Annotated in this window: 13 protein-coding genes and 1 riboswitch; of the genes, 9 read left to right on the top strand and 4 right to left on the bottom strand. The window is 42.6% G+C overall.

All coding sequences use genetic code 11. The features are described from left to right. The first annotated feature begins 8 nt into the window (after positions 1–8). A complete protein-coding gene (locus JQ841_RS03480) occupies positions 9–1,490 on the top strand; it encodes a UDP-glucose--hexose-1-phosphate uridylyltransferase (RefSeq protein WP_203180217.1) in 1,482 nt (493 codons plus the stop codon). A gap of 69 nt (positions 1,491–1,559) precedes the next feature. Beyond that, complete coding sequence (locus JQ841_RS03485; RefSeq protein ID WP_000651223.1) at positions 1,560–1,964, top strand: PaaI family thioesterase; 405 nt, start codon at positions 1,560–1,562, stop codon at positions 1,962–1,964. A 28-nt stretch (positions 1,965–1,992) separates the two neighbouring features. On the opposite strand, the gene JQ841_RS03490 is transcribed toward JQ841_RS03485, so the two are convergent. The 4 genes from JQ841_RS03490 to JQ841_RS03505 form a co-directional block, all read right to left on the bottom strand. Then, positions 1,993–3,255: a nucleobase:cation symporter-2 family protein gene (locus JQ841_RS03490; RefSeq protein ID WP_203180124.1), complete on the bottom strand. Its 1,263-nt coding sequence runs from the start codon at positions 3,253–3,255 to the stop codon at positions 1,993–1,995. Further along, complete coding sequence (locus tag JQ841_RS03495) at positions 3,255–3,836, bottom strand: xanthine phosphoribosyltransferase (RefSeq protein ID WP_084930298.1); 582 nt, start codon at positions 3,834–3,836, stop codon at positions 3,255–3,257. The genes JQ841_RS03490 and JQ841_RS03495 overlap by 1 nt, the downstream gene beginning before the upstream one ends. A gap of 123 nt (positions 3,837–3,959) precedes the next feature. After that, a riboswitch (purine riboswitch) is annotated at positions 3,960–4,055 on the bottom strand. Between the two features lie 232 nt (positions 4,056–4,287). Then, positions 4,288–4,674 carry a bleomycin resistance protein gene (locus JQ841_RS03500; protein WP_203180125.1) on the bottom strand — a complete coding sequence of 129 codons (387 nt, stop codon included), beginning with the start codon at positions 4,672–4,674 and terminating at the stop codon, positions 4,288–4,290. Between the two features lie 11 nt (positions 4,675–4,685). Further along, positions 4,686–5,513, bottom strand: coding sequence for an exodeoxyribonuclease III (locus JQ841_RS03505; RefSeq protein ID WP_203180126.1), 828 nt, complete (start codon positions 5,511–5,513; stop codon positions 4,686–4,688). A gap of 219 nt (positions 5,514–5,732) precedes the next feature. Between JQ841_RS03505 and JQ841_RS03510 the strand changes: the two genes are divergently transcribed. From JQ841_RS03510 to JQ841_RS03540, 7 genes are all read left to right on the top strand, one after another. Continuing rightward, the gene (locus JQ841_RS03510) at positions 5,733–6,632 is read left to right on the top strand and encodes a CPBP family intramembrane glutamic endopeptidase (protein WP_203180127.1); all 900 of its coding nucleotides are present in this window, start codon (positions 5,733–5,735) and stop codon (positions 6,630–6,632) included. Continuing rightward, complete coding sequence (locus tag JQ841_RS03515; protein WP_023932591.1) at positions 6,616–6,882, top strand: autorepressor SdpR family transcription factor; 267 nt, start codon at positions 6,616–6,618, stop codon at positions 6,880–6,882. Before JQ841_RS03510 ends, JQ841_RS03515 begins: the two co-directional genes overlap by 17 nt. Then, positions 6,883–7,524, top strand: coding sequence for an SdpI family protein (locus tag JQ841_RS03520; RefSeq protein ID WP_203180128.1), 642 nt, complete (start codon positions 6,883–6,885; stop codon positions 7,522–7,524). 126 nt (positions 7,525–7,650) lie between these two features. Beyond that, complete coding sequence (locus JQ841_RS03525) at positions 7,651–8,106, top strand: DUF3290 family protein (RefSeq protein WP_203180129.1); 456 nt, start codon at positions 7,651–7,653, stop codon at positions 8,104–8,106. Beyond that, positions 8,103–8,738 (top strand): DUF421 domain-containing protein, encoded by a 636-nt coding sequence (locus JQ841_RS03530; RefSeq protein ID WP_000174456.1) that lies wholly within the window; start codon positions 8,103–8,105, stop codon positions 8,736–8,738. Before JQ841_RS03525 ends, JQ841_RS03530 begins: the two co-directional genes overlap by 4 nt. Positions 8,739–8,898: 160 nt before the next feature. Then, positions 8,899–10,644, top strand: coding sequence for an ABC transporter ATP-binding protein (locus JQ841_RS03535; protein WP_203180130.1), 1,746 nt, complete (start codon positions 8,899–8,901; stop codon positions 10,642–10,644). Further along, positions 10,634–12,376: an ABC transporter ATP-binding protein gene (locus JQ841_RS03540; protein WP_203180131.1), complete on the top strand. Its 1,743-nt coding sequence runs from the start codon at positions 10,634–10,636 to the stop codon at positions 12,374–12,376. The genes JQ841_RS03535 and JQ841_RS03540 overlap by 11 nt, the downstream gene beginning before the upstream one ends. Positions 12,377–12,427 lie beyond the last annotated feature (51 nt).

The following is a 12,427-nucleotide window of genomic DNA, read 5'->3' on the forward strand; positions in this document are numbered from 1 at the left end:
GCTTTATGGTGACCTTAGTAGATAAATTTGTAACACATGTCATTTCTGAAAGTTCATTTGAGGAAATGGATCGAATCTACCTGACCAATCGTGTCTTGGCACGAGTGGGAGACGGTGTTTTGGAAGTTGAGACGGATCTGGATAAAGTGATTGACCTCAAGGACCAGCTGGTTGAGGAAGCCGTTCGATTAGAGATGATTGAGGATAGTCAGACTGCACGTGAAATCCTTGGTGCTGAACTGATGGACTTGGTGACCCCTTGTCCGAGTCAGGTCAATCGTGATTTCTGGGCAACCTATGCCCACTCTCCTGAGCAATCGATAGAGGATTTTTACCAACTCAGTCAGAAAAATGACTACATCAAACTCAAGGCCATTGCTAAAAATATTGCTTATCGTGTTCCATCTGATTACGGTGAACTTGAAATTACCATCAACCTCTCTAAGCCTGAAAAAGATCCCAAAGAGATTGCAGCAGCCAAGTTGGTGCAAGTCAGCAATTATCCTCAGTGTCAGCTTTGTCTAGAGAATGAAGGCTACCATGGTCGGGTAAACCACCCGGCTCGCAGCAACCACCGTATTATCCGTTTTGAAATGGCTGATCAGGAATGGGGTTTCCAGTACTCGCCCTATGCTTATTTTAATGAGCACTGTATTTTCTTAGACGGGCAACATCGTCCTATGGCCATTAGTCGTCAGAGTTTTGAACGTCTGTTGGCTATCGTAGAGCAGTTTCCAGGCTATTTTGCAGGCTCTAATGCCGACCTGCCGATTGTGGGGGGCTCTATTCTAACTCATGATCACTATCAGGGAGGCCGTCACGTATTTCCTATGGAATTGGCTCCCTTGCAAAATACCTTTCGATTTGCTGGTTTTGAGCAGATCAAGGCTGGGATTGTCAAGTGGCCAATGTCAGTGTTGCGTTTGACTTCGGATTCCAAAGAGGATTTGATCAACTTGGCTGATAAGATTTTGAAAGAATGGCGCCAGTATTCAGATACTAGTGTGCAGATTTTGGCAGAGACTGATGGGACACCGCATCACACCATCACACCTATAGCGCGCAAACGTGATGGCCAGTTTGAGTTGGACTTGGTCTTGCGGGACAATCAGACTTCTGCAGAACATCCTGATGGCATTTATCATCCTCACAAGGATGTCCAACATATCAAGAAGGAAAATATCGGCTTGATTGAGGTCATGGGCTTGGCAATCTTGCCACCACGTCTGAAAGCAGAAGTAGAGCAAGTCGCCAGCTATCTCGTGGGAAATGGGGATACAGTTGCCGACTATCATCAGAAATGGGCAGAGCAGCTTAAAGTCCAACATCCAGACCTAGCGGATAAAGAAAAAGCCCTTGAAATCGTCAAGGACTCTGTGGGTATTATCTTTGCGCGTGTTCTGGAGGATGCTGGAGTTTACAAGCAGACGGAACAAGGACAGACAGCCTTTATGCGCTTTGTGGAACAGGTCGGAATTTTGCCAGACTAGGAGCTTTCTCCTTGCACAGTCCTATAAAAAGTAGTATCATAGTGTCGTTTGAAATATCAGGAGGAAACGATGAAAGACTTTCATTTTGACGCTATATCTGCCTTTGAAAATTACGAAATAGAACAAATGAGAGATGGTCACGTTGTGGTGACGACCAAAGTAGTGGACTCGTCGCTCAACTACTATGGCAATGCCCATGGTGGCTATCTCTTCACCCTTTGTGACCAAATCAGTGGTTTGGTGGTTATCTCGCTAGGACTAGACGGGGTGACTCTCCAATCCTCTATCAACTACCTCAAGGCAGGAAAACTCGACGATGTGCTGACCATTAAAGGAGAATGCGTCCATCAAGGTCGCACAACTTGTGTGGTAGATGTCGATATCACCAATCAGGAAGGTAGAAATGTCTGTAAAGCAACCTTTACCATGTTTGTCACAGGTCAGCGGTCAGAAGACAGACAGGTAAGGATATAACATAAAAAGAGGCTCGCACCTCTTTTTCTTATTTCTTTTTATGATTTAATACGGCATTGAGGACAATAGCGAGTAGGCTAGCTACGACGATTCCGTTTGAGAAGAACATTTGGAAGGCTGTTGGCATGCTGACAAAGAGATTACTGTTGTTGAGTCCGACACCTGCAGCGATTGATACAGCTGCAATAAGGAAGTTGTGTTCATTGTTAGCAAAGTCAACACGAGCGAGAATTTGCATCCCTTGAATAGACACAAAACCAAACATCACCAGCATGGCACCACCGAGGACAGGACTCGGAATGATTTGGGCAAGGGCGCCAAACTTAGGAAGGAGTCCAAGGAGAACCAGGAAACCAGCCGCGTAGTAGATTGGAAGACGAGTCTTGATACCTGACAATTTAACCAAACCAACGTTTTGTGAAAATCCTGTGTATGGGAAGGTGTTAAAGATTCCTCCGAGAAGTACGGCCAAACCTTCTGCACGGTAACCGTTGCGAAGGCGTGTGCTGTCGATTGGGTCTTTCGTGATATCAGACAAGGCTAGATAAACACCAGTCGACTCAACCATAGACACTGTTGCGATGATACACATCATGACAATCGATGAGATTTCAAAGGTTGGCATTCCAAAGTAGAGGGGAGTTGGGACATGGACAAGTGGTGCTGCCGCAACAGGGGAGAAGTCCACCAAGCCCATGGTAGCAGCAATGGCAGTTCCAACAACTAGACCAATCAAAATAGAGATAGACTTGATAAATCCTTTGGTAAAGATGTTGATCAAGAGGATAATCAGAACAGTAATAGCTGCAAGCAAGAGACTTTGACCAGTTGGCTCTGGAACGTTATTTCCCATATTTCCAATAGCGACAGGGATCAAGGTTAAACCAATAGTGGTAATAACAGATCCTGTTACGATAGATGGGAAGAGATTGGCTACTTTTGAGAAGATGCCTGAAACAAGAACCGCGTAAATCCCTGATGCGATGAGGGCACCAAACATAGCACCACTACCATGGCTTTGTCCAATCATAATCAAGGGAGCTACCGACTGGAAGGCAACTCCAAGAACGACTGGGAGTCCAATCCCAAAGTATTTGTTGAGTTGGAGTTGGAGGAATGTTGCCACACCACACATGAAGATATCTGTGGAAATCAGGTAGGTCAACTGCTCAGCCGAATAGCCAAGGGCAGTCGCAATCATGATGGGAACCAGGATGGATCCTGAGTACATAGCTAGTAAGTGTTGCAAGCCAAGAACGGCTGCTTGCGAGTGTTTTTCTTGAGTTTGCATTAGAGATCTGCCTCCTTAAATACGACTTGACCATTTTCAAAACGATCCAAACGAGCGAGTGATAGAACAGGGTAGCCTGCTTTTTCAAGCAAATCACGTCCATCTTGGAAGGATTTTTCAATCACAATACCGATAGCTTCGACTGTGGCACCGGCCTGTTCGATGATTTGAATCAAGCCTTTGGCAGCTTGGCCATTAGCAAGGAAGTCGTCGATAATCAAAACCTTGTCCTCTGGTGAGAGGAATTTTCCAGCGATAGAAACGGTGCTGGTCACTTGCTTGGTAAAGGAGTAAACTTGGGCAGTTAAGATGCCTTCGTTCATAGTGATGTTTTTAGCTTTTTTAGCGAAAATCATGGGAACGTTTAAGGATTCAGCTGTAAAAATGGCTGGGGCAATACCCGACGCTTCAATGGTCACGACTTTGGTAATACCAGCAGAAGCAAATTTTTTCGCAAAAACCTTACCAATCTCTCGCATCAAGCTAAAGTCAACTTGGTGGGTTAAAAAGGAATCCACCTTGAGGATGTTATCACCCAAGATATGCCCATCCTTGAGGATGCGCTCTTCTAATAATTTCATAAGACCTCCTAAAGTCTAAAAGCCAATCCATTTGCTTATTTATAGTTTCTAGCAAGAAATAGAAAAAGGACCTACTTAATCTCTAAGTAAGTCCCCAAAATAGGCATGGCAAAAACGACCATACCTCACTTCTGACTTACTTATTGTTAGGTGTTCCGGCACCTTGTAGAAACGTCGCGCCAATTCACGACATAAACAAGTAAAATGATATTCAATTTTAAATAGGCTTGAGCCAATGTTTTTATTTTACACTAAATAACTTTAGAAATCAAATATTTTGTTAGTGTTTTGGTTTGAAAAACGAACAAATATAATAAAAGTGGGCAAAAATTAACTTATTGGCTAACATTTAGAAGGTTTTTCCATCATAAAAGGCATATTATCAAGTTTTTAAACACTTGACAATATGCCTTTTTCTAACTTTAAAGACTTTTTCCCAATCTTTATTATTCTACTCGCTAAATCTTAAAAAATAGCCATCTGGATCCAAAACTGCAAACTCATGAGGATAGATATAGTGATCTCCAACACGAAACTTTCTTTTGGTTAAGGGACGATAAATAGGATAGTTTGCTTCCATCAGTTTTTGGTGGAGCTGGGGGACATCCTTGATGCCAAAGGAAATATTAACACCGCGCCCGAAAGGATAGGTTAGTTGGGCTAATTCTTCTGTGCTGCCTTCTTCTAGCATAAGTTGGCAGTCTTCAAGCGAGAGGAAGAGAAAATTCTCCTCTGGACGCTCGTATTCGACAGAAAATCCCAGCAAGTCGCAGTAGAAGTGGCGTGACTTTTCGAGGTCAGATACTACAAATTCAGGAATGACAGCTTGATAGTCCATTATCTTTCTCCTTAGAGCTCAATCTCCATGACAATGGGTGTATGGTCTTGGCGAGCACCTGAGTCAATCATATCAGACTTGGTCACCTTGTCAGCGATGCGGTTACTTGTGAGCCAGTAGTCGATTCTCCAGCCTGTATTGTTGATTTTAGAAGTTTTGCTACGTTGTGCCCACCAAGTGTAGCGTTCTGGAACATCGCCGTGAATGTGGCGGAAGGTATCCGTAAATCCAGTTGCTAAAAGGTTGGTAAATCCAGCACGCTCCTCGTCGGTAAATCCTGGTGAACGGCGGTTGCTAGCAGGATTTGCAAGGTCGATTTCATTGTGGGCTACATTGTAGTCACCGGTTGCAAGGACTGGTTTTTCTTTGTCTAGTTCAGCCAAGTACTCCGCATATTTGAGATCCCAGACTTGGCGTTCTTCCAAGCGTTTGAGGCCATCGCCAGCGTTTGGTGTGTAAACTTGGGTCACGAAAAATTCATCAAATTCCAAGGTGATGATGCGGCCTTCCAAGTCCATGGTAGAAGGAGCACCGATTTCTGGGAAGCTGACAGTTGGTGTGAGTTCTTTCTTATAAAGGAACATGGTTCCGGCATAGCCTTTGCGGGCAGGTTCTTGGGAAGAGCGCCACGTATTTTCGTAGCCTGGGAAGAGTTCTTCTAAAATTTCCAAGTGTTTCTTTGTAGGCCCTTTGGCAGAAAGCTTGGTTTCTTGGATAGCGATGATATCAGCATTTTCTGCCACAAGGGTTTGTAGGACTTCTTGGGACAATTTGGCGCGAGCTGAGTCACTAGTTAGGGCTGCGTTGAGGGAATCAATATTCCATGAGATGAGTTTCATAAAGTTACCTTTTTCATTCAGATTATAGATTTTATTATACCAAAAAAAGGTCTATTTCCCCAACGTATGGTTTGAAAAATTACTCTTTAGACTTTATCCTGAGAAAATAAAAATTCCCTAAACTATTTAGAAAAAAATCTAAATAGTTCTTGTGTTTAGAATAGAAAGGTGTATAATATTATTTAGAAAAACATCTAAATAGAAAGTGAAGTTACATATATGTCAAATAAGAGAACAATCCTTCTTTTTGTGGTCTTGGCTTATGCCCTTGCTTGGATAATATGGTTGGCACTATGGTTAAGTGGTGTTGGTCTAAACTCTTCATGGAGTCAACTTGCTAGTATTGTAGCCATGTGGATGCCTGCACTTGCAGTCTTTATTTTAGGGAAAATCACGAATCAGCCTAGTGGAATCAAATCTAAATTAGTTGTAAATCTCAAGAGCAACTGGCGCTTTTACTTACTAGCTATCTGGTTACCAGCAGTTATCAGTTTTTTAGGAGCAGGACTTTATTTTCTTGTATTTCCTAGCAATTTCAGCCTTGGTTTTGAATCTATTCAAGCTATTTTACAAGAAAAAGGAGTCCTTCAATCACCGATTCCCTTATCTTTCTTGGCTTTGATTCAAATCCTAGCTAGTTTGACCTACGCTCCTTTTCTTAATAGTTTCTTTGCATTGGGGGAGGAAATTGGTTGGCGGGGCTATCTTTATCCAGTGCTAAGAGAACGCTTTTCACTAGTCCAGACTCATGTCTTGCTTGGTCTCATTTGGAGTCTTTGGCATTTACCAATCAATTTGCAAGGATATAATTATGGCCTTACTTATTTTGCTTATCCTGTTTTGGGAGTTGTTGCTATGTTTCTATCTTGTTTTAGCCTAGGAATATTGTTGAGCTGGTTGTTGGAAAAGACAGGTTCTATCTGGGCTTCTGCCCTATTTCATGGGGCAATCAATGCAACTGCAGGTATTGGGTTACTCTTTCAATTACCAGGAGAAAAAGTTTCAAGCCTCTTGATTTTAGGCCCATCACCGACTGGAATGCTATCAGTTCTCCCTTGCTTATTCCTAGCCCTACTAATATTACAAAGGGGAAGGAGGCATTATGAGTTTTGCAAATAGCTTTAAAGCCTTATCTCATCCAGTTAGGAGAGAGATTTTAAATTTACTAAAAGCAGGTAGATTATCTGCAGGAGAAATTGCCAGTCAATTCGAGTTGACTAATGCAACTATTTCACACCATCTCACGATTTTGAAAGCAGCGGATTTGATTCATGAAATGAAAGAAAAAAACTTTATTTATTATGAGTTAAATACATCAGTTTTAGAGGATATGATGGTGTGGTTAGCAGATTTGAAAGGAGATCTTTAGATGAAGGTAAAAATCAATAAGAAATTGCTATTATTTACGAGTATTCTCATCCTACTATCTTCCCTTGTAGGTTGTGTTTTCTGGTATCAATTGCCAGAGAAGATGCCCACTCATTTTAATCTACTGGGTCAAGCAGATGGCTACAATCATAAAGTGTTTGCTATCTTTGGATTGCCTGCTCTCATGCTTTTGATGCATTGGTTGCTTCTATTTTTAATGATTAAGGATCCTAAATCTAGCAATATCAGTTCAAAAATACAAGTTTTGATTTACTGGATTATTCCTTTTGTATCTTGTCTATCAATGATTTCTATCTACGGAGAATCTTTGGGGTATTCCATGATGAGTGGGCTTCTAGCTCAGATTTTTATGGGAGTTTTGATGATCGTAATTGGAAATTATCTACCAAAAACACGCAAGAATTATATAATCGGTATTCGACTTCCGTGGACCTTGGAGAGTGATAAAAACTGGAGAAAAACACATCGATTAGCTGGAAAAATTTGGGTGTTAGGAGGATTGTTATTGTTTCTAAATTCCTTTGTTCAAATATATGTTTACTGGGTGTTTTTCTTGACACTTCTACTTGTAGTGTTGATGCCTGGTGTTTATTCATATCAATTATCAAAATCAGAATCTTGAAATAGCTATTGGAGTCATTAGTTTGAGAAGTTGGTCTGATATGTCTATTTCCCCAGCGTATGGTTTGAAAAATCACCCTCTTTCGTTTATAATAAAGAATGATTTTATGAAAGGGAGTGAAAATAAATGAAATTTTACTCATATGACTATGTCCTTAGTCAAATCAGTCAGCAAAATGGAATCATGATTGGCTTTGGGGTTGTGCTCCTAGCTATCACAGGATTTTTTGCTTTTAAGGCTTATCGTGATAAAAAGGGGACTAAGTTTCGGGAATTGGTCATGATTTTGGCCTTGACTTTGGTGGCTATGCTTTTGGTGACAATCTCAAAATACCAGACAAATCAAGCCTCAAACAACCAATTTCAAACCTCCCTTCATTTCATAGAGGTTGTTTCCAAAGACTTGGGAGTGGATAAATCAGAAGTTTATGTCAATACTTCTGCAGCCACTGATGGAGCGCTTGTCAAGGTAGGTCCAAATTTCTACCGCGCCATGAACGGGAGCCAACCAGACAAGTATCTTTTAGAGAAATTAGAATTGCATCAAACAGACGCTATTGAATTGGTGGAGGTAAACAAATGACACTCAATTATATGGAAATTTTAATCAAACTGGCCTTGGGGCTCTTCTCGCTTGTTTTTGTTATCAATGTGACAGGAAAGGGGAACCTAGCACCTAACTCTGCGACAGACCAAATTCAGAACTATGTTCTTGGTGGTATCATCGGTGGGGTGATTTACAATAGTTCTATCAGCATTCTCCAGTATGCAGTGATTTTGATGATGTGGACGATTTTGGTTTTGACCCTAAAGTGGCTCAATAACAATGTTCGCTTTGTCAAACGCTTGATTGATGGGAAACCAACTCTCCTCATCAAAAATGGGCAGATTGACCCAGAAGCCTGTCGTTCAGTTGGCTTGTCTGCATCGGATGTAGCCCTCAAACTTCGTAGCCAAGGGATTTTCCAGATGAAGCAAGTTAAACGAGCTGTGCAAGAACAAAATGGCCAACTCATCGTGGTTCAAATGGGAGATGAAAATCCTAAGTATCCAGTTGTGACTGACGGTGTGATCCAAGTCGATGTCTTGGAATCGATTGGTCGTAGCGAAGAGTGGCTGCTTGATAATCTCAGCAAGCAAGGGCATGACAATGTAGCCAACATCTTTATCGCTGAGTATGACAAGGGTGCTGTTACAGTCGTAACCTATGAATAAGAAAAACCTGGGGTCTTGTACTCTTCAAAAATCAAATTCAAACTGCGTCAACGTCGCCTTGCCGTACTCAAGTACAGCCTGCGGCTAGTTTCCTAGTTTGCTCTTTGATTTTCATTGAGTATTGGCCTCAGGTTTCCATTTGCAATCAGAAAGGGATTTTATGTCCATTATTCAAAAACTTTGGTGGTTTTTCAAGTTAGAAAAACGCCGTTATCTAGTCGGGATTGTGGCCCTGGTCTTGGTTTCCGTCCTCAATCTCATTCCACCTATGGTCATGGGGCGGGTCATTGATGCCATCACATCGGGGCAATTAACCCAGCAGGACCTCCTTCTTGACCTATTTTACTTGCTCCTTGCAGCCTTTGGGATGTATTATCTGCGCTATGTTTGGCGTATGTATATCCTCGGAACCTCCTACCGTTTGGGGCAGATTATGCGCTCTCGCTTATTTGAGCATTTCACAAAAATGTCTCCAGCCTTTTATCAAACCTATAGGACGGGGGACCTGATGGCACACGCAACCAACGATATCAATGCCTTAACGCGTCTGGCAGGGGGAGGGGTTATGTCAGCGGTTGATGCCTCAATCACAGCTTTAGTGACCTTGTTGACCATGCTCTTTAGCATTTCATGGCAGATGACCTTGGTTGCCATTCTTCCCCTGCCTTTCATGGCTTATGCGACCAGTCGTCTAGGGAGAAAGACCCACAAGGCCTTTGGCCAATCCCAAGCTGCCTTTTCTGAACTCAATAACAAGGTGCAGGAGTCTGTATCGGGTATCAAAGTGACCAAATCTTTCGGGTATCAGGCGGACGAGTTGAAGTCCTTTCAGGCAGTCAATGAATTGACCTTTCAAAAGAACCTCCAAACCATGAAATACGATAGTCTCTTTGACCCCATGGTTCTCTTGTTTGTTGGTTCATCCTATGTTCTAACGCTTTTGGTAGGCTCTTTGATGGTTCAGAAAGGGCAAATCACCGTTGGGAATCTAGTTACCTTTATCAGTTACTTGGATATGTTGGTCTGGCCTCTTATGGCTATTGGTTTCCTCTTTAATATCACTCAGCGAGGGAAGGTTTCTTACCAAAGGATTGAGGAACTTTTGTCTCAGGAATCACCTGTACAAGACCCTGAGTTTCCTCTAGACAGTATTGAAAATGGGCGCTTGCAGTATGCCATTGATAGTTTTGCATTTGAAAATGAGGAAACACTGACAAATTTTCACTTTAGTTTGGAAAAAGGGCAAACATTGGGATTAGTTGGTCAGACAGGCTCTGGGAAAACGTCCTTGATTAAACTCCTCTTGCGTGAATACGATGTGGATAAGGGAGCCATTTATCTAAACGGTCACGATATTCGTGACTATCGTCTGACAGACCTTCGCAGTCTCATGGGCTACGTCCCTCAGGACCAGTTTCTCTTTGCGACTTCGATTTTAGATAATATTCGCTTTGGAAATCCTAAATTGCCTCTTTCAGCGGTCGAGGAAGCGACTAAGCTAGCTCAAGTTTACCAAGACATTGTAGACATGCCTCAGGGATTTGATACGTTGATTGGTGAAAAGGGAGTCAGTCTTTCTGGAGGTCAAAAGCAGCGTCTGGCCATGAGTCGGGCTATGATTTTAGACCCTGATATTTTGATTTTGGATGATTCTTTGTCGGCCGTGGATGCCAAGACAGAATATGCGATTATTGACAACCTTAAGGAGACGCGAAAGGACAAGACAACCATTATTACGGCTCATCGCCTGAGTGCAGTTGTCCATGCAGATCTAATCTTGGTTCTGCAAAATGGACAGATTATCGAACGAGGCATGCACGATGACTTGCTAGCCCTGGATGGCTGGTATGCCCAAACCTATCAGTCTCAGCAGCTGGAAATGAAAGGAGAAGAAGATGCAGAATAAACAAGAACAATGGACTGTATTAAAGCGCTTGATGTCCTATCTCAAGCCCTATGGCCTCCTGACCTTTTTGGCACTCAGTTTTCTCCTAGCGACGACGGTTATTAAAAGTGTTATTCCCCTCGTGGCTTCCCACTTTATCGACCAGTATCTGAGCAATCTTAACCAACTCGCTGTGACCGTTTTGCTGGCCTACTATGGTCTTTATATCCTGCAAACTCTAGTTCAGTATGTCGGTAATCTTCTCTTTGCGAGGGTATCCTACAGCATCGTTAGAGATATTCGTCGAGATGCCTTTGCCAATATGGAAAAGCTGGGCATGTCTTATTTTGACAAGACGCCAGCAGGCTCCATCGTCTCTCGTTTGACCAATGATACTGAGACCATCAGTGATATGTTTTCGGGGATTTTATCTAGCTTTATCTCAGCAGTTTTCATCTTTCTGACAACTCTTTATACCATGTTGGTGTTGGATTTTCGTTTGACTGCTTTAGTCTTGCTCTTTCTCCCCTTGATTTTCCTTTTGGTCAATCTCTATCGGAAAAAATCAGTGAAAATCATTGAGAAAACCAGAAGTCTCTTGTCAGATATCAATAGCAAGCTGGCTGAAAATATCGAAGGAATCAGGATTATCCAGGCCTTTAATCAAGAGAAGCGCCTACAGTCAGAGTTTGATGAAATCAACCAAGAACACTTGGTCTATGCCAACCGTTCTGTAGCCTTGGATGCCCTCTTTTTGCGTCCTGCCATGAGTTTGTTGAAACTCCTAGGCTATGCAGTTTTAATGGCCTATTTTGGCTATCGTGGACTTTATCTGGGAATAACGGCAGGAACCATGTATGCCTTTATCCAGTACATCAATCGTCTCTTTGATCCCCTGATTGAGGTGACTCAAAACTTTTCAACCCTTCAAACTTCCATGGTGTCTGCAGGTCGTGTATTTGCCTTGATTGACGAGAGGACCTATGAACCTCTTCAAGAAAGTGGGCAGGCTAAAGTCAAAGAAGGCAATATTCGATTTGAACATGTGTGCTTCTCATATGATGGCAAACATCCGATTCTGGATGACATTTCTTTCTCTGTTAATAAGGGTGAAACCATAGCTTTTGTAGGGCATACAGGTTCTGGGAAATCGTCTATTATCAATGTCCTCATGCGCTTTTATGAATTCCAGTCAGGGCGAGTTCTCTTGGACGATGTAGATATCCGGGACTACAGTCAGGAAGAGTTGAGAAAAAACATTGGTCTGGTCTTGCAGGATCCCTTCCTCTATCATGGGACCATTAAGTCCAATATCGCCATGTACCAAGAAATCAGTGATGAGCAGGTCCAGGCTGCTGCAGCCTTCGTGGATGCAGATTCCTTTATTCAAGAACTTCCTCAGGGATATGACGCCCCTGTTTCTGAGCGTGGCTCCAGTTTTTCAACAGGTCAGCGTCAGCTTCTAGCCTTTGCCAGAACAGTCGCCAGTCAGCCTAAAATTCTGATTTTGGATGAAGCGACAGCCAATATTGACTCTGAAACAGAAAGTTTGGTTCAAGCTTCTCTGGCGAAGATGAGACAGGGGCGGACAACCATTGCCATCGCTCACCGCCTTTCGACCATCCAAGACGCCAACTGCATCTATGTCTTGGATAAGGGACGCATCATCGAGAGCGGAAGCCATGAGGAACTCTTGGCTCTGGGAGGAACCTATCACAAGATGTATAGTTTGCAGGCGGGTGCTATGTCTTAATACTCTTTGATTTTCATTGAGTGTAAGAAGGAAATCCTTCAAATTACAGAT

The sequence above is a fragment of the Streptococcus mitis genome (assembly GCF_905187535.1).
In the GTDB taxonomy this organism is placed as follows: domain Bacteria; phylum Bacillota; class Bacilli; order Lactobacillales; family Streptococcaceae; genus Streptococcus; species Streptococcus mitis_BS.